Below are 23,375 nucleotides of genomic sequence, written 5' to 3'. Positions count from 1 at the left end.
TTAATCTATGCAAGAATTTGTCTTAGTGCTGACTGTAAATTAGGATGTTTGTACTCAAAGCCTGTTTGCACGGTGCGCTTCGGAAGGACTTGCTGACCTTCTAAAACTACCATCGCCCCATCTCCTAAAAGAGCTTCGATCGCAAAACCAGGAACAGGCAACCAAGAAGGGCGATTCATCACTTGCCCCAAAGCTTGGCTTAAATCTGCCATTCGGACTGGGTTAGGGGCAGTGGCATTGTATACGCCTTCTATTTCCGGTTTAGTTAAAGCTTCCAGAATCAGGCTAACTAAATCGTCTACATGAATCCATGAGAACCACTGCCGACCACTGCCAATGGGGCCACCAGCGAAAAGTTTGAAAGGCGGAATCATTTTACCCAAGGCACCACCATTACCTAGAACAATCCCAAAACGCAGAATTACCAACCGTACACCAGCATCTTTTACCTTTCTCGCTTCTGTTTCCCAGGCTTGGCAGACTTGGGCGAGAAAATCGTTGCCAGATAAGCTTGTTTCATCAAAGGTAGCCGTCTCACTAGTGCCGTAGTAGCCAATAGCCGAAGCATTAATTAAAACAGTTGGTTTTGGGTTAGCGTTGGCTATTGCTTCAACTATTTTTTGTGTACCTAACTTCCGGCTATTGAGGATTTCTTGTTTGCGTTCTGGTGTCCAGCGTCCTTCACCAATGGGTTCTCCTGCCAGATTAACTACGCCATCACAACTTGCGATGACACTTTGCCAAGAACCAGACGCATTTGGTGTATTGGCAACAATTTCTACATTTGGGAAAGCCTCAGACGGAAAAACCTTTTTAGCAAAGGCGGTTTTCCGAGTTAGTACTACTATTTTATGACCTTGTGCGTGGAGTCGTTGTACCAAAAGACTACCGACAAATCCTGTTGCTCCAGTAATGGCGACTTTCATTTTCTACCTCAGCCAAACCTTTATTGTAAAGTTTTTGATCAAACTTTCAGCTTACGGTACTTTGCTTGTGGATAAAACAAATGTGATTGTGATATCTTGTAATGCTTGATTTCAAAACTCAATAAATTTGCTTCTTTAACAAAATGTAGGGGTTTAAGTTCCCGGCTTCTATCAAGCCGCAAGTGTTGTGGCGGGGTCTAAATCCCCGTTAGAACACGTAATTGCGAATTGCGAATTGCGAATTGCGAATTGGTTTAATCACTTTTCGTTTAGATGCTTCGGTATTATACGATGGACAGAGTGTTGCAAGGCGTGGGGCTATTATGGCTCGCTATACCTGTTCATTTACCGTTTCTGTCAAGAGTGACCATCTGTTGCCGTTACTTGTAGAACTTCTACAGGGCTCTCAGTTGGATATTCAATACTACACTGGCGATTATATTATCGCTCGTGAGGTTCCGGGCAATGTTCCTTTTCCTAAATTGATCACAGTAGAAGTATTGATTGATAAATCAAAATCTACTGAAACAGAAACCCGGATGAGCATTGTGATTAAAAATGAAGAACTACCACTTCAACTAGATAATTACTGCCGACAAATGTTTGAAGTTATCAAGCAGGCTATTGAAAGTAGTCGCCATTGGCATTTGATCGAAAGTATTGCAGGATAGCTTTAGGGATTGAATTGGCACTCCTACGCCTTCAAGTCGTGGGATTCTCAGGCTGTTATTGGTAGTTATAAATTCACTCTCCCGCATCTTCTAAATCCTCGGCCATACCGGGGTTTATTAGTGTAATGTCATACTCACTCGAATCCGTTTGCCCTAAACGCTGAGTATTTCTTAAAAGATAATAAATGGCACGTACTTGAGGCCCAAAAACGATCTCGTCTTCATTTCTAAGATCGTGAGCTGGTATCTTACGTCCATTAATCATCAAACCATTGGAACTAGGCTTGCCTTTGGCATCGCCATCTACAATCCGGTAATAGTAGCTTTGACTATTATGATCTCGTGGCAATCTCACTAATGTGGCATGGCGGCGCGAGACAAACTGCGACATCAAACGGATATTACATTCGCGGTCTCTACCAATAGAGTAGACGGGGTGATCCAGAGAAAATTCTTTGCGACCTTGATCGTCTTCAATAATCAGTAGATGGTTTTCATTGGTTTCTGCTGCCATTGACAAATCGGTGGAACTGTGATTAATCAAGATTTGTTTAGTATCGTATCTTGCCATTTTTAAGGCACCATAAGTCTGTGGTGCTGATCTAAATAAGCTTTAAAATTGCATAATACCTTGAAAGAGTAGAACTTGGTGGTTCTACTCCAGTTGCTATGATAGCTTTGATAAGCGCCCCAAGAGGCTTTGCGATCAGGTTAAAAGCTGACGGGGCGACCCAATTTAACTTGAGATGGAGATTTTAGCTGCAACAGAGTATTCTACGGGTGATGAGCTAATCGCCGTAATAATATTGAGTTTGTGACGACGCTAACAGAGCTAAAAGCCATTAATGCAGCAGCACCAGATGGGTTAAGGACAAAACCCAGGCTAGGGAACAAAACACCAGCTGCTAAAGGAATACCAACTGTATTATATGCAAAAGCCCAGAATAAATTTTGGCGGATTTTATTGAAGGTGGCGCGACTAAGTTGAATAGATTCGACGACATCGTTTAAGCGATCGCGCATTAGGACAATTTCAGCAGTTTCCATCGCCACATCTGTCCCGGAGTGTAAAGCAATTCCCACATCTGCTTGAGATAAAGCTGGAGCATCGTTGATTCCATCTCCTACCATTGCGACTACCAAGTGGGCAGTTTTCTTTGTCCCCTTGTCTCCTTGTCCCCCTTGTCCCCTTGTCGCCTCTAACTGGAGAGACTGGATTGCAGCTGCTTTTTTAGCTGGGGGGACACCTGCTATTACATCAGTACTATCTAATCCTAATTGTTTGGCTATGGCGTTAGCTGCTTCTTTGCGATCGCCACTGAGCAACATTACCCGTAAGCCCATCTGACGCAACTTGTCTACAGTGGATTGGGCATCTGGTCTGAGGGTATCAGAAACAGCAATTAACCCAGTTAAAGTTGCCCCAACAGCTACGCAAACTACTGTTTTACCATCTGTTGCCAAATCCTGTGCTACCTGTTGTGCAGTTTCGTTAATGGCAATGCCGTGCCAACTTAACCATTCCCAGTTACCCAATAGTACAACTTTGCCCTCTACCACAGCAGATACCCCTAGTCCTGGTTCTGTGTGAAAGTCCACAGCCTCTGGAATAGATAACTGTTGCTCCTGTGCTTCTTGCTGAATCGCTTTTGCTAGGGGGTGGTGAGTACCGCTTTCTACGGCTGCTGCTAGTTGTAATAGAGATTGGGAATTCCTAGTCCCCAGTTCCCAGTCCCCAGTCCCCGATTCCTCAATCAACAGACAATCTGTGACGATAGGATTACCCGTGGTCAAAGTGCCAGTTTTATCAAAGACTACGGTATCTAACTGGTGTACTTTTTCCAAAACGTCGCCGCCTTTAATTAATAGACCCCGTTCTGCGCCCATAGCAGTCCCGACAAGAATGGCTGTTGGTGTGGCAAGTCCCAAAGCACAGGGACAAGCAACTACCATAACTGCGATCGCTAGTTTTAAACTAATTAATAAAGGGGAGCGAGGAGTTTCATGTGTAGCGTGACCCATCATTTCCATGCCACCAGACATGCTGACATCAGTCCAGATATGAGTACCGAAAAAGTACCAAAAGACAAATGTTAATACGGATGCTGTCAGCACACCGTAGGTAAAGTAACCAGCTACTGTATCTGCTAATTTTTGTACTGGTGCTTTCCGAGTTTGGGCGGCTTCTACTAAGGCGACAATTTGAGCTAGAGTTGTATCACTTCCAGTCCGGGTTGTCTGAATAGCGATCGCTCCTGACTGGTTTATCGTCCCTCCTGTCACCGTATCTCCCGGTTGCTTAATTACTGGCACGGCTTCCCCGGTCAACATGGATTCATCCACCGTTGTTTTACCAACCACCACTTCACCATCGACAGGAATTTTATCACCTGGCAGTACTTGTAACCATTCACCAACACGCACCTGTTCAGCAGGAATCTCTACACTAGAAGATCCTATTTCTGCTTTCTCTGGGTTGGCAATCAATCGTGCTACCTGTGGCTGGAGTGCCAGCAGTTTCCTAAATGCAGCGGCAGCGCGACCTCTAGCTTGTTGCTCTAATGTCCTTCCTAAGAGAATAAAGCCCAGCATCATCACTGGTTCGTCAAAGAAGCACTCCCAACCCATCTTGGGAAAGAGCAGCGCTACTAAACTAGCAATGTAGGCAGTCAGCGTTCCCAATCCTACCAGGGTGTTCATGTTAGGCGCATTTCGCCGCCAGCCCAGCCAGCCATCTACTAAAATCGGGCGGCCGGGAATTAATAGTGCCACTGTCGCCAATCCACAGTGAAACCAGATATTATTTAGCACTGGCAGCACTGAGCTACCAAGATTACCAAAATGTCCACTTCCCGACAATAACAGCAACATTGCAGCGATCGCTAATTGCCATAGAGAAGAGCGCATTTCTCGGCGTTGTCGTTCTGCTGGGTCTGGTAAGGTAGATATCTCGCCTGCTACTGTGCCCCTAGCTTTTCGGGGTTGAGTCGGGAATCCAACGGCTGTTAATCGCTGTGCTAGTGCATCTGCATCTACCGCACCAGTTTCTGACTCTACAACTGCTACCTCTGTGGCCAGATTCACGCAGGCACTCTTGACTCCTGGATGTTGGGTTAGCTGTCGCTCTACTGCGTTCACACACCCCGCGCACTTCATACCCCCAACATCGAGAATAATTTTCTCTAGGATTGGGTCAAATTCTGGGGCTAGCTTAGTTTTTGGGACAAGTTGCATGGCAAGTGTTTAGATTCGCTACAGAAATTCAACGCCTGACAAAAAGCGTCTCTAATTTGAGCGTAGGCTAAATATGGAACTACGACTGTATGTCAACCCTATTAAATTTATTAATTTATCGTACCTAGCTAAGGGTCAATGACGGCTCCACCGGAGATAAGTCACATAAATAATAGCTCCAACCTGCATTGGCATGATCGCAATCAGGCTTTTTAAGAAATAGTTAATTTCCAAATGAGACATAACGCTAAAATAGCCTATACCCAACAAAAAGAATATTGCCCAGTTAAGCTGTTTAGGTTTGAGAATGAGCATATCAATAAAAAGAAATATAGAAGGTAGAAGTGCTGTATAACTGCTGCCAATGATAAATCAGTCTAGTACCGCAAGGCGGAAGTCAAAAGTCAAAAGGATTATGAAATAAACTCTAGTTATCAATTATCAAAGACTAAAACTGTTATAAAACTGTTTGACACTGATTTAATGGTTGCTCTATTTTCGCCGTGACGTATTGGCAATATGCCCTATTGCACCGAAACAGTTTTGAGTACTGAGTAAAAAAGTAATAATTGCACTCAGCATCAAATTAAATTAGTCTAGAGTTAGTGGTTTGGCAAGGGAACTTTTCTGAGTTTATGGTAAGAAATTCAAGTTCTTTTCTTCCCCTGCCTCCCCTGCTCCCTGGTTACTGAGCGTAGCCGTACCCCTTTAGGGAACCAAACTACGCGCAGTATGCCGTAGAGAAGTGCTGCTCCTCCTACTGCCCTCACCCATCATATTTGGGTTGGTCGAGTATTAGAACCAGCCCTGCTTACTCACAAAGTAGGTATTTACAAATTCTTCAGGGGGCTTATTCAAGTAGATCATGCCTTCAATTAAACCTACAAGTTGCATAATTAACAAGGCAATTCCGTAGGTGAAAGAACCCCCGACTACAGAAATCACCAACATGATAAAGCCTTCTTGAGTGTATCCTAGAATAAATTTATGAACCCCAAACCCTCCAAGGATAATGCCACAGTAACCAGCTAGAAGTTGTTTGGTTGGGTGACTGGGGTTGAAATTAGACATATTAAGTGCTGCTCCTTGATAGGTGAGGTATAAAAATAAAGTCTTTATTGTAATCAAAGCAAATACAGTTACTTGCTTAATAAATAAATTTTTAATTTTTTCAGTACGAGTAAGTCTCAAGAGAAATAACCAAAATCAGCGTAGTTCTATTCCAGAGGGGACGCTAAAATGTTTTGCGGCATAGCCAGAAAATCTAGCACTTTGGTAAGCTGTTACGCATTTAACTTGAGATGACTGATCATTGATAACCGTTAACCGTCAACAGTTAACAGTTAACGACCATAAAGAGTGTTTATACTTTTTTAGCGCGCATCAGCTTAGATTTGATGATTGCAAACCCTGGTGCAGCAATTTTGCAGATTTTTAGGTAAAACATTCATCTTGAGAAGAATGAACCCAAAGAATCAGCAAAAACTGCTATACCACTTTTTACAAGTCCATCAGTATTATTTCCGGATTTTTTTGCGTAGGCGTAGCCCGTCGTAGACATCGCTTCCAGTGGACATGAAACACGATCGCACCAGTTGCAAGACTAGTTGCTAGCTAAAATCGCCCGGATAAGAATCAATGCTTAACTAGATAGTTTTTTGCCTATGTTAATAGCATTATTTCATTTGCTTTTGCCATTATCTTAATTGGGTTTTTAGCTAGTATTTATGCTTAAAAACCAATTATAATCAGTAAATTTTCCCTACTTATGAAGATAAAAACAAATGTTTTTGTTTTTAGCAACAGTAGTCATTAAGTGCTAATTGCTACCTAAGACAAACAAGCTTAATAATGTACCACTATTCCAAAGGCTGTGGAGGAGCATAGGAGCAAGGAGGTTGCGCGATCGCGTGTAAACTACTCCTAAGACAATCCCTAATGCAGTTAGGGGAATAATTTCTGACAAACTGAGGTGAGCGATCGCAAACAACAAACTACTAATCAGAATCGCTCCCCACACTGGTAAGTAGCGAGTTAGAGAAGGTAACAAAAAGCCGCGAAACAGAATTTCTTCAAAAAATGGAGCTGCGATCGCAGCTGTGGAGAAAAATATGCCAAGTGCTATACCGTCTTGGCTTTCTAGCGCTAGTTGCAACAGGGGGTTACTACCACCCTGTCCTTGCCATAGCTGTTGATTGATTAAAGATACCACCACAACTATAGGTAAAGCCGCGCAATAGCCTCCCAGTCCCCACAAAAACCACTTATCTTGAAAATGGAAGCGAAACCAAAATTCTGGTAATGGAAAAAAGCGCTTGAGAGAAAAATACAGCACTAACAGCGCACCCGATGCTACTAGAAAGTAACTAACTAGAACATAAAAAGCCTGAAGTCGTACATCACCCACAGGACGCGGGATGGGGAGTAGCGATAGCAATAAAGGGACAAAAATTTGCCCCATGAAGAAAAAGCCGACGATAAAAACCTGCAAAATCGTTTCCCCATCCCAAGGTGTTGACCAAGGGACATCAGCATTTTGAGCTAATAACGAGGCTTTTCCTTTCAACAAGAGTTGAGCAAATAAGAAAATCAGCAATATTAGACCAATTAAAGCTGCCAAGGTGGGGATAGTGCCAATAACTGCTAATTTGATCACCGCTTGAGCAGCAGATTCTTGTTGTGTAGCTTTAAGTGCTGATAAAGCGTCTTGTCGTTGCTGAAGTTGGTATAGCTGGACCAAAGTAGTAGAGCGAAACCAACCTTCTAAATTCTTTTGAATCCGTTCTTGAGAATTTTGCAGCAGACGGGGAGGATTGCTCCACAGTCCACTCAATACATCTGCGGTTTCTCCAAACTCTGGATTGATATCTGAGCGTTGTTGTAATTCGCTCCAAGTTTTGAGGGCTGTATCCGTTTTTCCTTGCTGTGCTTGTAAAATTCCCAGGCGCAAGTCTAATTCCGCCAGTAATTTTTGGAGTTGCTTGAGGGATTGCTGTAATTGTTGCTGTCCCTGTTTAGAAGTTTTAGTAGTGGGAGGAACATCCGGTAGAGGTTTCGGAGGTATGGGAGTTATTTCAGTTTGAGAACGTAATTGTGTAAGTTTATTGTTAACTTTGTCTAAATTAGCTTGAACAGATTGACGCGCCTCCTGATATTGTTTTGTAGCGCTTTCTAGGGGCTGCTCACCAAGTATCGCTTCCCGAATCCCCTGGAGATTGTCATCACTGCTATCTTCTGATTGCCAAGCTTGAGCTTGTAGAGCAATATTGGTTTGGTACAATTCCAGGCGACTTTGGAACTGAGGTTCTTGCCAACTACCGAATAAAGCCGAAACTGCCAACAGAACTGCTATCGGCGTTAGTACAAAAAATAAAACCAATCGCTTGAGTGTCATCTATCCCCCTTTAACTGACCAGTAGAGAGCGCGTCCCCCTTGGGAATTATCGCAATAAAAAGTCAGAGGTGGATAGATATCATCAATATTATAAGTTTGCGCTTGCACCCACCATGTTAAATTACAACCCATTGCACTGCTTACCCTCCGCCGAGGATCTGCCCGATTCGGACTATACACCTGTGGACAATGAGCTACAAGATTTAATTCCCAGTTTACTCAAAGCCATCCTCGCTTGGTTATGGACAAACCGGATGGATTGGTTTTTTGGGGTTGATATGGGGATATATTACGATCCCGAATTACCGCCGATTGTACCCGATGGGTTTTTAAGCTTAGGAGTCGAGCGAGTTTTTGATGAGAACTTGCGCTTGAGTTATGTGTTGTGGGAAGAAAGAGTTATGCCAATCGTGGCGCTGGAGGTGGTTTCTCATAAAAGGCGTGGGGAATACACCACCAAAAAGAAAATGTATGCTGAGATGGAGATTTTGTATTATGTTGTTTACAATCCCCAACGCCGTAGAAAAGCACCTTTAGAAGTTTATCGGTTAGTAAATGGGGAATATGTCTTGCAGCAAGGAAATCCTGTTTGGTTAACAGAGATAGGTTTAGCAATCGGTCATGAACGGGGAACTTATCAGGGAATTACGCGGGATTGGTTGTATTGGTATGATAAACAAGGAGTCAGATATTTAACACCAGAAGAACAAGCGATCGCTGCCGAAGAACGCGCTACCACTGCTGAACAACGCATTCAAAGGCTGGCAGAAGAATTGCGAAAGTTGGGGATAGATCCAGATTGTTTGAGTTGATTTTGTGGGGTGCGATCGTTTTAAAGGGGGCAAAAACCTCTTAAAGTTCCCCAATTTATCGGGGTATTTAGAAGGATATAAACGCTGTCGGACAACTCTAAAATACTTGTGTGTACATCATAGCTTTATTAAGGAGAGAGGAGTGTTTGTTTTAGCAAATACGGAGTGAGGTTCAGATTGTATTGAAACCGCTATAGTACATTAAAGCGAAAAGTGGGCACTCATTTAAAATCGGTAAAAACCTAAGCTATAAACTTTTTTACTTTTGAATTCCGTCTTGCAAGACTAATTTTTTAATCAGAGAATTTAGCTTCTCTAAGGTTTGCCCCACCGAGTTTGGTATCATTGAGAACTACCTCATTCAGCCTAGCTAGATATAAGCTTGCACAATGTAGGTTAGCTCCTGAGAGGTTAGCTCCTTTTAGACTAGCTGCGCTAAGAATTGCTCCTTCTAGATTAGCTAAATATAAGTTAGTACCTTCTAGATTAGCTGCACTGAGAATTGCTCCTGCAAGATTAGCTTCTGTGAGGTTAGCTCCTGCAAGATTAGCTTGATAGAGATTTATCTGTTTTAGGTTCGCCTGATTGAGATTTGCGCCTCTCATATCCGTATGACTCAAATCAAGTTGCTCATTCTCTGGGTCTTTGTTTACATCTCTTCTAGCGATAACGGTAAGGGCTGCTTGAATATCTACACGAATTTTTGTTGACAGGTTGCTCGTTAATTTCTCTTGGGGTATAGAAGGAGCGTTCTCTCGGACAAAAGTAGTAAGTATGTCCATGATTGTCCAGTGATACTGTGGATGATTTTGGGCAATTTGCTCTAAATCATTAATTATAGCTAGACTGATTTCTATTGTCTTATTCCCTAGTTGTTCAATTGCTATTTTTAAACGCTCTTTTAGCGACTGATGCTGAGTTTGTTGAACCTTTTCTTGTAAATCATATATCCTCAGACAGATTCTTGATATCTGACTATTATTTGTCTGTAAAATATTTTTCATGCTATGAAAAGCATTAATAATTCCTGTAAACATTTTTAAGTGATGAAATTAGGTTTCAAAAATTACTTGTACTCACTACTCTTCATCTTCACTATCAATTAACCCTAATCGTAATTAATTTGATTGATACCTAATTAGTGATAGAGCATTCAGAATCATTTATGAAAACCACTAATTATAAAGGATAGCCTTCTTTTACCAGAGACGCTACGCGAAGACGAAAAATCTCATAACTCGAATACTATTGTTATTAACTACTTCAATGCAGCTAAAATTACAGCCTATAGTTAAAGACCTAGTGCTGATTGGTGGCGGTCACAGCCATGCAATTGCGCTGAAGATGTTTGGGAGAAAGCCTTTACCCGGTATCCGTTTGACGTTGATTACCGCAGCAAAAAATACAGCCTACTCTGGAATGTTACCAGGACACATTGCTGGATTTTATAGCCACGATGATTGTCATATTGATTTGCGACCTTTAGCGAACTTTGCTCAAGCACGGTTATATATTGACACAGTAGTTGCCCTAGACTTGGAAAATCACAAAGTTCTGTGTGCTAACGGGCTTGTGGTAGATTTTGATGTGCTGTCTATTGATATTGGCAGCACTCCGGCCACAGTGTCTGTATCAGGTGCAGCAGAATATGCGATCGCAGCTAAACCAGTATCGCACCTATTGGAACATTGGTATGAATTAATTGAAGCTGTAGGTAAAAATCCTCAAAAACCAATTAGCATTGCGATCGTGGGTGGTGGTGCTGGTGGTGTAGAATTGGCTCTGTCAATGCAATCTCATATACACCGCATTTTACGTCAAACTCAACAACCAATTCAAAATCTGGAAATTCATTTATTCCAGCGTGGCATGGAACTAATGCCCAATTACCATTCATCAGTACGCCATCAAATTCAGCAAATTTTAACCGAGCGAGGTATTAAGCTACATCTTAGGGAAACTGTGTGTAAACTTGCACCTACAACTCACAAAGAAACTAAAGAAATATTTGAGATTAAATGTGAATCTGGCTTGACAATAGAGTGTAATAAAATTTTTTGGGTAACACAAGCATCAGCACCCGAATGGTTAACAACGGCTGGACTAGGAACTGATGAGCAAGGCTTTATTTTGGTAGAGGACACATTGCAATCTCAAACGCACCCCCAGGTATTTGCATCTGGTGACGTTGCCACAATAGTAAATCATCCGCGTCCAAAAGCTGGAGTGTTTGCTGTTAGACAAGGTAAACCTTTGTTTGAGAATTTGCAACGAATTTTATTAGGTAAATCGCTCAAACCCTATAAGCCACAGAAACAATATTTAAGTTTAATTGGTACAGGAGACGGACGAGCGATATCTGCGATGGGCTACGCCTACGCAACCAAAGGCATCTTTACTTTACCACCTCACAAACTATTGTGGCGTTACAAAGATTGGATTGACCGCCGCTTCATGGAACGCTTTCGGTTTGAGGAGTAGGGAGTAGGGGAAGCAGGGGGAGCAAGGGGAGCAGGGGAGGCAGGGGAAGAATAATGATGTCCCTGCCCCATGCTCCATGCCCAATACCTTTATTGAAGCTGTTCAATTAGGTCAATAATTTGTTGATAATACTGAATATTTCCTTCTTGGTAATACAAGTCTGCGGATTTCTGGAAATCCGCAATTGCTCTTTGGGAGTCTCCCAGATTTCGGTAGACATCTGCCCGAAGGATGTAAGCTGAAGCCCAATGAGGCTGACGCTGTAAAGCAAGGTTCAAGTCTGTAAGCGCTCCTTGCAAGTCTCCCAATAAAGAACGGCTACGACCCCGATTGTACCAATCTTCAGCAAAGCTGGGGTCGATCGCGATCGCCCGACTGTAATCTTCTATTGCCCCTTGATAATCTTCTAGGGCATAGCGGGCATTAGCACGATCGCTGTAAAATGCAGCAGATTGGGGATTTATTTGCAACGCTTGGGTGTAATCTGCGATCGCACTTTCATATTCTTCTAAAGCATAATGGGTTGAACCTCGGTTGTAATATGCTTCAATTAAATCGGGATTAATTTCTAATGCCTGATTATAATCTGCGATCGCTCCTTGTTCATCCCCCAAAAGACGACGAGCATTTCCTCGATTGCAGTACGCTTGCGAAAATTCAGGAACCAACTCTATTGCTTGGGTGTTATCATCAATTGCTCCCTGTAAATCTTGCAGGGCTTCACGGGCAATCCCCCGCCCATAATAAGCTGCGGCTAAGTTATTATTTAATTGCAATGCCCGATCGTAATCTTTAATTGCTCCTTTATGATCACCTAAAGAACGACGAGCCGCCGCGCGATCGCAATATCCTTCAGCTAAACTAGGGTTGAGTTGTAATAGGCGATTGCTATCTTCAATTGCGCCTTGATAGTCTCCTAGTCGGCGACGAGCATTCGCCCGAAAGCCGTATACTAAAGCTAAAGTCGGATTTTCTTGTAATGCTTGGTCATAATCTGCGATCGCACCTTCATAGTCTTCAAGAGTACTACGCACAAGACCTCGCTCAGAATAGGCTTGCACATCATCAGGATTGAACTTTAATGCTTGGTTAAAATCCTCAATTGCTCGGTGATATTCTTTAAGATAAGCAAGAACCAAACCCCGATTGTAATATGCTCCGGCAAACCTGGGATTAATTTCTAAGGCGCGGTTGTAATCTGCAATCGCACTTTGATACTCTGCTAAAGAGTAGTGAGCGTTACCTCGGTTATGATAAGCCTCTGCCAAGTTCGGATTTAATTGTAATGCCCGGTCGTGATCAGCGATCGCTTCGTGATAATTTCCTAATATATGGTGAATATTACCTCGATTGCTGTAGGCTGCGGCAAAATCGGGATGCCACTGTAAAGCTTGTTGAAAATCAGCGATCGCTCCTTGATAATCGCCGCTCTCAAAACAAGCTACACCCCGATTATGATAAGCATTGGCAATATCAATATTGATATTATCAGCTAACTGGGTACTAGTTTCTATTGTTTGGATATAATCAGCGATCGCTTTGTCGTATTTTTCTAAGGCAAAGTAGGCATTACCCCGGCTGTGGTAAGATTGGGCGAGATTTGGATCGATTTGTAATGCTTGGTTATAATCAGCGATCGCTCCTTCGTAATCGGCTAAAAAGTAACGTGCATTACCTCGGTGATAATAGGCTGTGGCAAAATTGGGATTGATTTCTATAGCGTGGTTGAAAGAAGCGATCGCATTACGATAATCTTTAAGTTGACTACTTAAAATAATGCCTCGATTATGGTAGGCTTCGCCATAGTTAGGGTTGAGTTTGATTGCTTGCGTATAAGCTGCGATCGCCCCTTGATAATCCCCTTGCGAATTGTGATTTAATCCTTGGTTTAATAATTCTTCAGCATTCATATAATTTTTTGGATTTCGACATTCTCTAGCTTTCAGGCAACGAGATTTTGTACGATATGTTTTGAAAATCGTTCCAGCTACTATTGTGCCTCTTGCTAAGATTTTAATTCCTGATTTTCTGTTAGCCCAGATCAATGCGACGTATTTCAGGCGAATTAAACAGCAGTAAGCACTACAAATAAGAGCAACCGCAGGTATTATTTCAGCATAAAATTTTTATTTTTCAGGTATCCTCTTACAAATTTTTATGCTGTCCTATTTGACGACACCAGTCTCTGAAAGAAATAAACACTCTTTGGAAATCATCTTCAGATGGTAAAATACCATGATGAGCAACAATATTCCGCAAATCCTCTAGTTGTGCAAATCTATTATCAATAAAATGAATGTCTCCAATGTAAGGTAAAAATAATTTGTCATTATTTCTAATCAATGTTGCCAAATCACCCCAATCAATGCAATAAAGTGGTGAAGTACCTCCTCTTGGGGAAACCCACTTGTTTTTTATTTCTTTATTTTTGGTTCTTTGTACTTTCTTTAACATTTCTGTATTTGCAACTTTTTCCCACCAATTGTCTCCAAGTGCCTTTGAAAGTATTTTTTCAATAAAGCAACGAACTGAATTTTCGTAACAGTGGAGAATTACATACAAACTAGACATTTTGTCGGCACCTAATACATCTTCATCATTAAGATAGGGTGTATTAAATATTTCAGTAGTTTCTAACTTATTAAGAATTCCTATAAGTGTAGCTTTTGCAATTGACATCGCTACCCATAAAGACCCATCATCTGAATAAACTGTACCGTTTAGTGCTTTGTTAAAACTATTTAATTCATCATTCATATCAGCACCAGCAAGTATTTGTCTAATACTATCTATCCAATTTGAAAAGTGCCGACAAATAACATCTGGAGAGTCATAAAAATCCTCCATACTAGATAAACCAGACAATAATGCTTCTATGAGTTATCGTTTATGTTTCATAAGGCTTAAACAAACATTGATTAATATTATATTAGCAATATATAAATATTGAAGCCAAGTAAAATGAGGTCATTAATCCAGAATAAACTTATTTCTTTAATTTATAGAAACTTAAATTTTTCATGAGCTAATATCAACCTTATTTAAGTACTTATTTATCTGTGATATTTGATTATCTTGGTTTTTTACAGTTCGTTTAAACAAGTATTTTTTAAACATAAGATATGATTGTTATATATTGTATTGCTGCAACTTAATATAAATAGTTAAATATGGATTTCTTAACAATTATAGGATTAGCGGCTGCCACAATAACCACAATATCTTTTTTGCCACAGATGTTTAAAACGTGGCGAACAAAATCAGCAAAAGATGTTTCTATGGTGACGCTGATTACATTCATAATTGGTGTTTTTTTGTGGTTAATCTATGGAATTTATTTACAAGCTTTACCAATTATTCTGGCTAATAGTGTGACATTGTTTTTTAACTTGATAATTTTATGGCTTAAAATTAAATATAGATAAAGAAACCCTAGCGATTATAAATCTCGCCTAGACAAACTCTCGTCAGCCTGCGCGGACTAAAATAAAACCCACGTTCGCGTCCCATCTCGTAGAAAAGAGAAGGAATGGTTTTTGCCTGTGTAGGTGCGAATTCTATGAGACTCCATTATTTAAACACCCCTAACAACATCTGTGACATCATCTGTATTTACCTCTGAACGCCTCCTTTTCACCCCCGCTAACCCAGATACCAACGCTATCCCCATCATCTTCGCTTTTCCCAATGAGTACAGCGTAGGCATCACTAGCCTCGGCTATCAGGTAGTTTGGGCAACTTTGGCTACGCGTGATGATGTGCAGGTTAGTCGCCTGTTTACAGATACTCACGAACAACTCCCCAGAACCCCGGAAATTATGGGATTTTCAATTTCCTGGGAACTGGATTATGTGAATATCCTAAGTTTGCTGGAATCTTTAGAAATTCCCATTCTGGCAACTTCTCGTGATGATTCTCATCCGATAATTTTTGGTGGTGGGCCCGTTCTCACAGCGAATCCCGAACCTTTTGCAGATTTTTTTGATGTAATTTTACTGGGGGATGGCGAAGACCTCCTAGGAAATTTCATTGAGGCGTACAAAGAAGTCAGAAATGCTTCTAGACAAACTCAACTAAAAAGACTTGCACAAGTCCCAGGAATTTATATTCCCAGTTTGTATGCAGTCGAATATCACAGCGTAGATGGTGCAGTAAAGTCAATTAAACCAATTTCCCCTGGAATTCCCGCAGTGGTGCAAAAGCAGACTTATCGGGGAAATACTCTATCAGCTTCGACTGTAGTCACCGAAAAAGCCGCATGGGAAAATATTTACATGGTGGAAGTGGTGAGAAGTTGTCCAGAAATGTGCCGCTTTTGTTTGGCGAGTTATCTCACACTGCCTTTTAGAACAGCTAGTCTTGAAAGTTCATTAATTCCAGCCATTGAAAGAGGTTTAGAAGTCACAAATCGCCTAGGATTATTGGGCGCTTCTGTAACTCAGCACCCAGAATTTGAGACTTTGCTGGATTATATTAGTCAACCGAAGTACGATGACGTCCGTCTCAGTATTGCCTCAGTACGAACCAATACTGTAACAGTCAAGTTAGCAGAAATTTTGACGAAACGAGACACGCGATCGCTTACCATTGCTGTAGAGAGTGGTTCCGAGAAAATCCGCCAAATCGTCAACAAAAAGCTGCATAACGACGAAATTATCCAAGCGGCGATAAATGCTAAAGCTGGCGGATTGAAAAGCTTGAAACTCTACGGAATGGCAGGAATCCCCGGTGAAGAAACAGAGGATTTAGAGCAAACTGTGGTGATGATGCGTAATATCAAAAAAGCTGCGCCGGGATTGCGGTTAACATACGGATGCAGTACCTTTGTACCCAAAGCACACACACCGTTTCAATGGTTTGGGGTGAATCGCCAAGCCGAAAAGCGGTTGCAGTTTTTGCAAAAACAGCTAAAACCACAGGGTATAGAATTTCGCCCAGAAAGCTATAATTGGTCGATTATACAAGCTTTGTTGTCGAGAGGCGATCGCAGAGTATCCCAACTTCTTCAACTGACTCGTGACTTTGGCGACTCCTTGGGTAGCTACAAACGTGCTTTCAAACAACTCAAGGGACAAATCCCCGACTTAGATTTCTACGTCCACGCCGAATGGTCAACAGACCAAATATTACCCTGGAGTCACTTGCAAGGGCCTTTATCACAGTCTACACTACTAAAGCATTTGGCTGATGCTCAGAGTTATATCAATCCATCTCCAAAGGAATTACAGCCGTTACTGGGCAGTAGGGACTAGGGACTAGGGACTGGGGATTAAGGACTAAGATTAAAATGCCCAATTCCCAATTCCCAATGCCCAATGCCCAATTCCCAATCCTGAAAACTTGATGCAAAACACAGCTGAGTATTACTGCGCCTATTGCGGCGAACCGAACTTAACTTTTATTGATTTGAGTGCTGGAGGACAGCAATCTTATATTGAAGATTGTCAAGTTTGCTGTAACCCAAATATTTTGTATGTCCGGGTTGATGAAGATACCTTAGATATCGAAATTGATACAGAATCCGAAAGTTGAATTTTAGGTTTTTCTTTCCATGTTGCACTTTAAACATTCCTCAGTAATTAATGCGCCAACAGAAGTAGTTTGGAAATTTCACGAACGGCCAGATATTTTGCAACTGTTGAATCCACCTTGGCAACCAGTCCAAGTGGTTCGTCGTGAGGGTGGGCTAAATGTAGGCGCTATCACAGAATTTCGCCTGTTTCTCGGCCCATTACCCTTAACTTGGTTAGCGCGTCATACTGAATATGAAAAATATCGCCTGTTTACCGACGAACAAATATCTGGCCCCTTTGAGTCTTGGGTACATCGACATGAATTTGAACCTGAAGCTGGCAAAACTAGGCTGACTGATGCTATCTCCTTCTGTATGCCTGGCGGAGGAACAGTTGAATTTGCCAGTGGTTGGTTAGTGCAAGTGCAACTAGAAGCAATGTTTCGCTATCGCCACTATGTAACGAAACGAGAATGTGAATCACAATAGCACAATGTGCTGGTAGCAAAAATTGATTATCCTGACTCTTCAACCCTTGTCTCGCAAATAAAAGAGCCGTTGCTTTGCCAATGCCTTTAGAAGCACCTGTAATCAGTACCGTAGTAGCCATACTTAAAATTTGAAAAACCTCTTTACTGTCTATTACTTTGGGTAATAACACTCTAGAAACTATCTAACTTTCGTTAGATTTTTTATCATATCCAAAATACTTTTTGACTGATAGTATTAAGTCTTCTTGAGCAGTTGTTTGGTAAAAATACCTCTACTCTACAGTCTAATAAAATCTATCATTAAACTTTTGTTAGATAAGTATTTCCTGAACTGCCTTAAAATCTCATTCTTTAGAGTTGCTTCTACTTTGAAACTATAGACAGATAGCGCCAAACAGGTAAGTTAAGTAATATAAACAAAGTAATTAGCCTACTTAAGGAAATTTAACAATGCCACTTTCTCCTAGTGATAAAACAGAAACTGCATACAATGGCAAAGACCGGAATGCTGGTGAACTTGGGCTAACTCCTCAGTCTGAGCTTTGGAACGGTCGCTTGGCTATGATTGGTTTTCTAGCTTACCTACTTTGGGATCTCAATGGTTATAGCGTAGTGCGGGACGTACTTCACCTCATTTCCTAAACTCCCTGCCTATTGGCGATCTTTTTGCAGGCTTAGGACTTTCAAAGTATCAAGCCACTGGTTATATTAAATACTAAACTGTCCGGTGCCATTACTCATATAATACAGCCTTCCAACCGTAAACAGTTTTTAAAATACAGTTGCTTGTGCAATACTAGTTAAAGTATCTTAATATTTCTACATATACTTAGAGCATTAGCGTTGTCGAATGTAAAAAATTGATCACTAACAGAGTTTATCGGTTAGTTGTTTTTGTCATGACTATATTTTTGAAATTTTCACCTGAATACTAGGCAAAGTAAAAGCGTGATCCAGTTAAAAGAACCATCCAGTCATCAAACAAAACAGTCTCCAGTAGTGAAAAGTAAATTTCAGTTTAAGGGACTTTTCATTGCTATTGTCATTGTTAGTACATGGGTAATTAGCCTGAGTTTATTACTTTCTGTTGACATCTCCAAGCTAAAATTTTGGATGTTATTGCCTGTTATACTTTGGCAGACATTTTTATATACGGGATTATTTATCACATCTCATGATGCCATGCATGGGGTAGTATTTCCTCAGAACCCCAAGATCAATCATTTTATTGGAACATTGACCCTATCTCTTTATGGTCTTTTACCATATCAAAAATTATTGAAAAAACATTGGTTACACCACCATAATCCAGCAAGTAAAATAGACCCGGATTTTCATAATGGAAAACACCAAAATTTCTTTGCTTGGTATTTTCATTTTATGAAAGGTTACTGGAGTTGGGGACAAATAATAGCCTTGACTAGTATTTATAACTTTGCTAACTACATACTCCATATACCAAGTGATAATTTAACTTACTTTTGGGTGCTACCCTCCCTTTTAAGTTCATTACAATTATTCTATTTCGGGACTTTTTTACCCCATAGTGAACCAATAGGGGGTTATGTTCAACCTCATCGTGCCCGAACAATTAGCCGTCCTATTTGGTGGTCATTTATCACGTGCTATCATTTTGGCTACCACGAAGAACATCACGAATATCCCAATGTTTGTTGGTGGCAGTTACCAGAAGTTTACAAAGCAAAATACTAGCATAATAGTGGCAAATGGCAGCAACAGTCACACAGTAATCTATATAGTTTAAACAAGACATTATTTTTACTAATAGATTATCCTGCTTATGCCAATTAATAATTGCTGTCTTGTCACCTATAGCCCCGCTTATACAATCGTTCCTACTTACGAGTGCTTTAATCGCTGTAGTTACTGCAACTTTCGTACCGAACCGGGTAAAAGCCCCTGGATGAGTCTTTCAGATGCAGAAAGTATTTTACAACCACTTCAAAGAGAAAAAGTCTGTGAAATCCTCATCCTCTGCGGTGAAGTGCATCCCTATTCGCCAATGCGTCAGGCGTGGTTTGCGCGGATTTATGATTTGTGCAAGTTAGCGCTTTCAATGGGTTTTTTACCGCATACGAATGCAGGCCCCCTGAGTTTTGAGGAAATGCAAAAGCTGAAACGTGTGAATGTTTCAATGGGGCTGATGTTGGAACAGTTAACACCAACATTGTTAAATACTGTACATCGCCACGCACCCAGTAAATTACCAGAAGTTCGTTTACAACAATTACAATGGGCGGGAGAGTTGCAGATTCCCTTTACAACTGGGTTACTTTTGGGAATTGGAGAAACTGTAAATGATTGGTGGGAAACTTTAGAAGCTATATCTAACTTGCACCAACGTTACCATCACATTCAAGAAGTTATCCTGCAACCTCATAGTCCTGGACATCAACAAACTTTTGATGCACCTCCTTTTGATCCTCATCAGTTACCAGAAGTCATTTTTAGGGCGCGCCAGATTTTACCGCCAGATATTACTATTCAAATTCCGCCTAATTTAGTTAAGGATGACCGATGGTTACTCGCTTGTATCGAAGCTGGTGCGCGAGACTTGGGTGGAATTGGGCCAAGAGATGAAGTAAATCCCGATTATCCCCATATTCAGGAACAGGCATTGAGAGAAATTTTACAACCTGCTGGGTGGGAATTGGTGCCGCGATCGCCAGTTTACCCGCAATTTGATAGTTGGTTGTCGGTTGAATTACAAATAGCAGTGAAGCGCTGGCGAAAAACTCTAACACCAGTTTTTCTGTAGGTAGGTTTTATCCGTGTAGCACCGGACTTGACTCTGAGCGCAGTATACAGATATTCTCTTAGCTATTATAAAGATAGCGCCTCTCCCAGAATTTTGCTCAACTGGTTAAAAGAGGGTTGGCATGATTTAAAAGATTTGGCGCTGGCTGAGGTATCTTTAGAAAGTTTAAATGTAGAAGCACAAATTTCTCAGTTTGCTGGACAAGATTACAAAAAAGCGATCGCATCCTACGACTAAGCACTGAAATTTAAAACAGATGACCACGAAGCTTGGTACAACAAAGCTTACATTTATGCACTTCAAGGTAATATTGAACAGATATTAGAAAATTTACAAAAAGCAATTAATCTAAGTCCTAATGAATATCGTGAATGGGCAAAAACCGACTCTGATTTTGATGTATCCGTGAAGATGAGCGGTTTCAAGCATTGATTCAATAAATGCTATAAATACTAAATTAATGTAGCGATGCCGATACAGTACTAAATACTTAGATTTGTTCCTTCACCCATTCTCGAAAATTACGCGTCATTTTCATCACGCCAATACTTTGGCTTTCTTCTAAAAATCGAGCAATTTCAATTAAAGGCAATTGTGCAAAAATTGGCGAATAATTACACTCTATATATTGCCCTTGTTGCAGTTGGTAAATATACAGCACACCTTCGTCATAACGCCAAATTTCTATAATACCTAAAGACGCATAAATATCGAATTTATTCAGCGAAGAACTCGTTAAATCTATTTCTACTACTAAATCTGGTGCTGGGTCATGGTTCAAATCAATTTCTGATTTGTTCCTCACCAACGCTTCATTGCGAATATAGTAACTGCTATCTGGTTCCGCGCCACGCCGCAAATCTTCCCGTTTCAAAGTCGTTGAACCTGTAGGAAAAATCTCTAAATTCAACTCTTCACCCAAAACGAAAATGAGCAGTTTCAACAAACAATTCCAATGTTCATGCGGCATCAGTGGGGTCATAATTTCCAGCGTTCCTTGGTCATAGCTGATTCGAGAGGCTCTATCCTCTCCAATTTCAGCTAGCATAGTTTCAAAAGTCTGCCAGCTGATATTTCTCAAAACAGCCCTTTGTTGTGAGGCGGCGCGTGTTGTTACCATTGCTCGATTTGTGGATTACTACCACCAAAATAGCGTCAAATCCATACCCCCCGCGAACTAATTCACAATGCATCCCTCAAAGGAGATAGATAGGAGCCTAAACCCTGTTGTAAAATAGACATATAAGGATTCGGGGGGCCATTTTACTGGTCATAAACGCCTATAGAAACTATTTTTGGAAATCTTCAAGGTTTGAAATCCAGCCAGCTGAAGCAACTACAGCGGCTGTATCACCAGCGTATACCGGGCGATCGCATCACCACGTCCGAGTTTTCCCAGCGTCTGGCAGCAATTAGCACAGAAATCAATCAGCCTGTGTGCACTTACGTCAACCGTCGCGGACAAGTGATTCGCGTTGGGGTAGGCACACCACGTCAAACGCAAATACCACCGATGGAATTGCCCCGTTACGGTGCAGAACGACTCAGTGGTATTCGTTGTATTGCCACACATCTCAAGCCAGAACCGCCTAATGAAGCGGCACTCACGGCTATGGCACTGCAACGCTTAGATGCGCTAGTTGTTTTAAACATTACCGGAACGGGATTTACACGGCGGGGAGGCGGTGCTACCGGGTATGTCAAAGAAACTTATCTAGCTCATCTGACACCCCAAGACTCTCGCACCCTGATTCCTAGTCCTGCTGCCGTCAAAGTAGAGGAAAGCCAATTCGGCTTCGCTCACTCTAAACAAATCCAATCCCCAAGTTGGAATATATCGCCACCTCTGAGCTTGGATGATCTGGCAGAGCAGGATTTAGTAGACTTAGTAGAAAATCTGGAAGCGGAATTTCAGCGCGAATTTATCGCCCAGGAAGTAGATTCTGATCACGATCGCGTGCTAATTGTTGGGCTGATGACCAGTGAAATAACTCCCCTACAATTCCAGGACACCCTCATGGAATTGGCACGTTTAGTTGATACTGCTGGAGGAGATGTATTACAGACAATACAACAAAAGCGATCGCGCATTCATCCCCAGACAGTAGTTGGTGAAGGTAAGGTGCAAGAAATTGCCCTAACTGCTCAAACCCTAGGAGTTAATCTCGTCGTCTTCGACCGCGACCTTTCACCCTCCCAAGTCCGCAATTTAGAAATGCTAATTGGTATTCGGGTGGTTGACCGCACCGAAGTGATTTTGGATATCTTTGCCCAACGCGCTCAATCTCGTGCCGGTAAGTTGCAAGTAGAACTAGCCCAGTTAGAATACATGCAACCGCGACTGGCTGGTAGAGGTCGCACCATGTCCCGATTAGGTGGTGGTATTGGGACTCGTGGCCCTGGTGAAACTAAACTGGAAACTGAACGCCGTGCCATTGGGCAGCGTATTTCCCGCCTGCAAAAAGAAGTGAACCAGTTACAAGCCCATCGTTCGCGGTTACGGCAGCGACGACAGCATCGAGAAGTTCCTTCAGTGGCTTTAGTTGGATATACCAACGCTGGAAAGTCTACCTTATTGAATGCTCTCACGAATGCAGAAGTTTATACAGCCGACCAGTTATTTGCGACTCTTGATCCCACAACGCGCCGCCTGGTGATTCCTTATGGTGAAACAAATGAACACCAAGAAATTCTGATTACAGATACAGTAGGGTTTATACATGAACTGCCTGCATCGTTAATGGATGCCTTCCGCGCCACTTTGGAGGAAGTCACAGAAGCTGATGCCCTACTACATTTGGTGGATTTGTCTCACCCCGCTTGGTTGCGTCATATTCGCTCAGTCAGAGAAATCTTGGCACAAATGCCAATAACTCCTGGCCCCGCGCTAGTTATTTTTAACAAGATTGATCAAGCCAATAGTGAGACACTAGCTCTAGCTAGGGAAGAATTTCCTTTAGCAGTATTTATTTCAGCCAGTGAGCGCTTGGGATTAGAAACCCTACGTCAGCGCCTTGCCCAGCTGATTGAATATGCTGTTGACTGTGGGTAAAGATTGACAATAAATCTTGGAAA

General features: G+C 41.6%; 22 protein-coding genes and 1 pseudogene. 13 read left to right on the top strand and 10 right to left on the bottom strand.

The genetic code is table 11. The features are described 5' to 3' along the window. Positions 1–5 precede the first annotated feature (5 nt). Positions 6–926, bottom strand: coding sequence for a TIGR01777 family oxidoreductase (locus H6G26_RS07310; protein ID WP_190728620.1), 921 nt, complete (start codon positions 924–926; stop codon positions 6–8). 323 nt (positions 927–1,249) lie between these two features. Here H6G26_RS07310 and H6G26_RS07305 point away from each other — a divergent pair, with 323 nt between their 5' ends. After that, the gene (locus H6G26_RS07305) at positions 1,250–1,597 is read left to right on the top strand and encodes a hypothetical protein (RefSeq protein ID WP_190728709.1); all 348 of its coding nucleotides are present in this window, start codon (positions 1,250–1,252) and stop codon (positions 1,595–1,597) included. A gap of 73 nt (positions 1,598–1,670) precedes the next feature. On the opposite strand, the gene H6G26_RS07300 is transcribed toward H6G26_RS07305, so the two are convergent. The 4 genes from H6G26_RS07300 to H6G26_RS07285 all read right to left on the bottom strand — a co-directional run bounded on the left by H6G26_RS07300 (position 1,671) and on the right by H6G26_RS07285 (position 8,225). After that, positions 1,671–2,168, bottom strand: coding sequence for an FHA domain-containing protein (locus H6G26_RS07300; protein ID WP_190728619.1), 498 nt, complete (start codon positions 2,166–2,168; stop codon positions 1,671–1,673). Between the two features lie 203 nt (positions 2,169–2,371). Then, positions 2,372–4,831 carry a heavy metal translocating P-type ATPase gene (locus H6G26_RS07295; protein WP_190728618.1) on the bottom strand — a complete coding sequence of 820 codons (2,460 nt, stop codon included), beginning with the start codon at positions 4,829–4,831 and terminating at the stop codon, positions 2,372–2,374. 795 nt (positions 4,832–5,626) lie between these two features. Beyond that, the gene (locus H6G26_RS07290; protein WP_190728617.1) at positions 5,627–5,902 is read right to left on the bottom strand and encodes an NINE protein; all 276 of its coding nucleotides are present in this window, start codon (positions 5,900–5,902) and stop codon (positions 5,627–5,629) included. Between the two features lie 748 nt (positions 5,903–6,650). Continuing rightward, positions 6,651–8,225 carry a type II CAAX endopeptidase family protein gene (locus H6G26_RS07285; protein ID WP_190728616.1) on the bottom strand — a complete coding sequence of 525 codons (1,575 nt, stop codon included), beginning with the start codon at positions 8,223–8,225 and terminating at the stop codon, positions 6,651–6,653. Positions 8,226–8,338: 113 nt separating this feature from the next. Here H6G26_RS07285 and H6G26_RS07280 point away from each other — a divergent pair, with 113 nt between their 5' ends. After that, positions 8,339–9,037: a Uma2 family endonuclease gene (locus H6G26_RS07280; protein WP_190728615.1), complete on the top strand. Its 699-nt coding sequence runs from the start codon at positions 8,339–8,341 to the stop codon at positions 9,035–9,037. A gap of 293 nt (positions 9,038–9,330) precedes the next feature. Here H6G26_RS07280 and H6G26_RS07275 read toward each other — a convergent pair whose 3' ends face one another. Further along, entirely contained in the window at positions 9,331–10,041 is a 711-nt protein-coding gene (locus tag H6G26_RS07275) for a pentapeptide repeat-containing protein (RefSeq protein WP_242053623.1), read from the bottom strand. 262 nt (positions 10,042–10,303) lie between these two features. Between H6G26_RS07275 and H6G26_RS07270 the strand changes: the two genes are divergently transcribed. Beyond that, a complete protein-coding gene (locus H6G26_RS07270; protein WP_190728613.1) occupies positions 10,304–11,518 on the top strand; it encodes an FAD-dependent oxidoreductase in 1,215 nt (404 codons plus the stop codon). Between the two features lie 89 nt (positions 11,519–11,607). On the opposite strand, the gene H6G26_RS07265 is transcribed toward H6G26_RS07270, so the two are convergent. Beyond that, positions 11,608–13,428 carry a tetratricopeptide repeat protein gene (locus tag H6G26_RS07265; RefSeq protein WP_190728612.1) on the bottom strand — a complete coding sequence of 607 codons (1,821 nt, stop codon included), beginning with the start codon at positions 13,426–13,428 and terminating at the stop codon, positions 11,608–11,610. 235 nt (positions 13,429–13,663) lie between these two features. Beyond that, on the bottom strand, positions 13,664–14,383 hold the full coding sequence (locus tag H6G26_RS07260; RefSeq protein WP_190728611.1) for a Swt1 family HEPN domain-containing protein: 720 nt from the start codon (positions 14,381–14,383) through the stop codon (positions 13,664–13,666). A 305-nt stretch (positions 14,384–14,688) separates the two neighbouring features. Between H6G26_RS07260 and H6G26_RS07255 the strand changes: the two genes are divergently transcribed. The 4 genes from H6G26_RS07255 (at position 14,689) to H6G26_RS07240 (ending at position 17,519) form a co-directional block, all read left to right on the top strand. After that, the gene (locus tag H6G26_RS07255) at positions 14,689–14,943 is read left to right on the top strand and encodes a SemiSWEET transporter (RefSeq protein ID WP_190728610.1); all 255 of its coding nucleotides are present in this window, start codon (positions 14,689–14,691) and stop codon (positions 14,941–14,943) included. 171 nt (positions 14,944–15,114) lie between these two features. Continuing rightward, positions 15,115–16,770: a radical SAM protein gene (locus tag H6G26_RS07250; protein WP_190728609.1), complete on the top strand. Its 1,656-nt coding sequence runs from the start codon at positions 15,115–15,117 to the stop codon at positions 16,768–16,770. Between the two features lie 91 nt (positions 16,771–16,861). Then, the gene (locus tag H6G26_RS07245) at positions 16,862–17,050 is read left to right on the top strand and encodes a CPXCG motif-containing cysteine-rich protein (RefSeq protein WP_190728608.1); all 189 of its coding nucleotides are present in this window, start codon (positions 16,862–16,864) and stop codon (positions 17,048–17,050) included. A 19-nt stretch (positions 17,051–17,069) separates the two neighbouring features. Continuing rightward, positions 17,070–17,519, top strand: coding sequence for an SRPBCC family protein (locus tag H6G26_RS07240; protein ID WP_190728607.1), 450 nt, complete (start codon positions 17,070–17,072; stop codon positions 17,517–17,519). A gap of 43 nt (positions 17,520–17,562) precedes the next feature. Here the strand turns inward: H6G26_RS07240 and H6G26_RS42400 are convergent. Beyond that, positions 17,563–17,640: pseudogene (locus tag H6G26_RS42400) on the bottom strand (short-chain dehydrogenase); the annotation flags it as partial. Between the two features lie 331 nt (positions 17,641–17,971). Here H6G26_RS42400 and H6G26_RS07235 point away from each other — a divergent pair. The 5 genes from H6G26_RS07235 (at position 17,972) to H6G26_RS07215 (ending at position 20,732) form a co-directional block, all read left to right on the top strand. Next, positions 17,972–18,163 (top strand): chlorophyll a/b-binding protein, encoded by a 192-nt coding sequence (locus tag H6G26_RS07235; protein ID WP_190728606.1) that lies wholly within the window; start codon positions 17,972–17,974, stop codon positions 18,161–18,163. A 306-nt stretch (positions 18,164–18,469) separates the two neighbouring features. Continuing rightward, on the top strand, positions 18,470–19,234 hold the full coding sequence (gene crtW / locus H6G26_RS07230; RefSeq protein ID WP_190728605.1) for a beta-carotene ketolase CrtW: 765 nt from the start codon (positions 18,470–18,472) through the stop codon (positions 19,232–19,234). 88 nt (positions 19,235–19,322) lie between these two features. Further along, positions 19,323–20,300, top strand: coding sequence for a 7,8-didemethyl-8-hydroxy-5-deazariboflavin synthase subunit CofG (gene cofG / locus H6G26_RS07225; protein ID WP_190728604.1), 978 nt, complete (start codon positions 19,323–19,325; stop codon positions 20,298–20,300). Between the two features lie 27 nt (positions 20,301–20,327). Then, entirely contained in the window at positions 20,328–20,537 is a 210-nt protein-coding gene (locus tag H6G26_RS07220) for a hypothetical protein (protein WP_190728603.1), read from the top strand. Positions 20,538–20,540: 3 nt separating this feature from the next. Further along, complete coding sequence (locus H6G26_RS07215) at positions 20,541–20,732, top strand: tetratricopeptide repeat protein (RefSeq protein WP_242053633.1); 192 nt, start codon at positions 20,541–20,543, stop codon at positions 20,730–20,732. 58 nt (positions 20,733–20,790) lie between these two features. On the opposite strand, the gene H6G26_RS07210 is transcribed toward H6G26_RS07215, so the two are convergent. Then, positions 20,791–21,420, bottom strand: coding sequence for a Uma2 family endonuclease (locus H6G26_RS07210; protein WP_190728602.1), 630 nt, complete (start codon positions 21,418–21,420; stop codon positions 20,791–20,793). A gap of 162 nt (positions 21,421–21,582) precedes the next feature. On the opposite strand from H6G26_RS07210, the gene hflX reads away from it, so the two are divergent. Further along, positions 21,583–23,352, top strand: coding sequence for a GTPase HflX (gene hflX / locus H6G26_RS07205; RefSeq protein ID WP_190728708.1), 1,770 nt, complete (start codon positions 21,583–21,585; stop codon positions 23,350–23,352). Positions 23,353–23,375: the final 23 nt, after the last annotated feature.

Source organism: Nostoc sp. FACHB-888, assembly GCF_014696655.1.
In the GTDB taxonomy this organism is placed as follows: domain Bacteria; phylum Cyanobacteriota; class Cyanobacteriia; order Cyanobacteriales; family Nostocaceae; genus Nostoc.
This window is presented reverse-complemented; position numbering and strand designations above follow the sequence as displayed.

Bases quoted from the DNA above. Each gene is read 5' to 3' on its own strand.
- H6G26_RS07290 (WP_190728617.1), bottom strand. From the start codon at position 5,902: ATGTCTAATTTCAACCCCAGTCACCCAACCAAACAACTTCTAGCTGGT.
- H6G26_RS07280 (WP_190728615.1), top strand. From the start codon at position 8,339: ATGTTAAATTACAACCCATTGCACTGCTTACCCTCCGCCGAGGATCTG.
- H6G26_RS07210 (WP_190728602.1), bottom strand. From the start codon at position 21,420: ATGGTAACAACACGCGCCGCCTCACAACAAAGGGCTGTTTTGAGAAAT.
- H6G26_RS07310 (WP_190728620.1), bottom strand. From the start codon at position 926: ATGAAAGTCGCCATTACTGGAGCAACAGGATTTGTCGGTAGTCTTTTG.
- H6G26_RS07300 (WP_190728619.1), bottom strand. From the start codon at position 2,168: ATGGCAAGATACGATACTAAACAAATCTTGATTAATCACAGTTCCACC.
- H6G26_RS07305 (WP_190728709.1), top strand. From the start codon at position 1,250: ATGGCTCGCTATACCTGTTCATTTACCGTTTCTGTCAAGAGTGACCAT.
- H6G26_RS07255 (WP_190728610.1), top strand. From the start codon at position 14,689: ATGGATTTCTTAACAATTATAGGATTAGCGGCTGCCACAATAACCACA.
- H6G26_RS07270 (WP_190728613.1), top strand. From the start codon at position 10,304: ATGCAGCTAAAATTACAGCCTATAGTTAAAGACCTAGTGCTGATTGGT.
- cofG (WP_190728604.1), top strand. From the start codon at position 19,323: ATGCCAATTAATAATTGCTGTCTTGTCACCTATAGCCCCGCTTATACA.
- H6G26_RS07295 (WP_190728618.1), bottom strand. From the start codon at position 4,831: ATGCAACTTGTCCCAAAAACTAAGCTAGCCCCAGAATTTGACCCAATC.
- H6G26_RS07275 (WP_242053623.1), bottom strand. From the start codon at position 10,041: ATGAAAAATATTTTACAGACAAATAATAGTCAGATATCAAGAATCTGT.
- H6G26_RS07240 (WP_190728607.1), top strand. From the start codon at position 17,070: ATGTTGCACTTTAAACATTCCTCAGTAATTAATGCGCCAACAGAAGTA.
- H6G26_RS07265 (WP_190728612.1), bottom strand. From the start codon at position 13,428: ATGAATGCTGAAGAATTATTAAACCAAGGATTAAATCACAATTCGCAA.
- H6G26_RS07245 (WP_190728608.1), top strand. From the start codon at position 16,862: ATGCAAAACACAGCTGAGTATTACTGCGCCTATTGCGGCGAACCGAAC.
- H6G26_RS07285 (WP_190728616.1), bottom strand. From the start codon at position 8,225: ATGACACTCAAGCGATTGGTTTTATTTTTTGTACTAACGCCGATAGCA.
- H6G26_RS07235 (WP_190728606.1), top strand. From the start codon at position 17,972: ATGCCACTTTCTCCTAGTGATAAAACAGAAACTGCATACAATGGCAAA.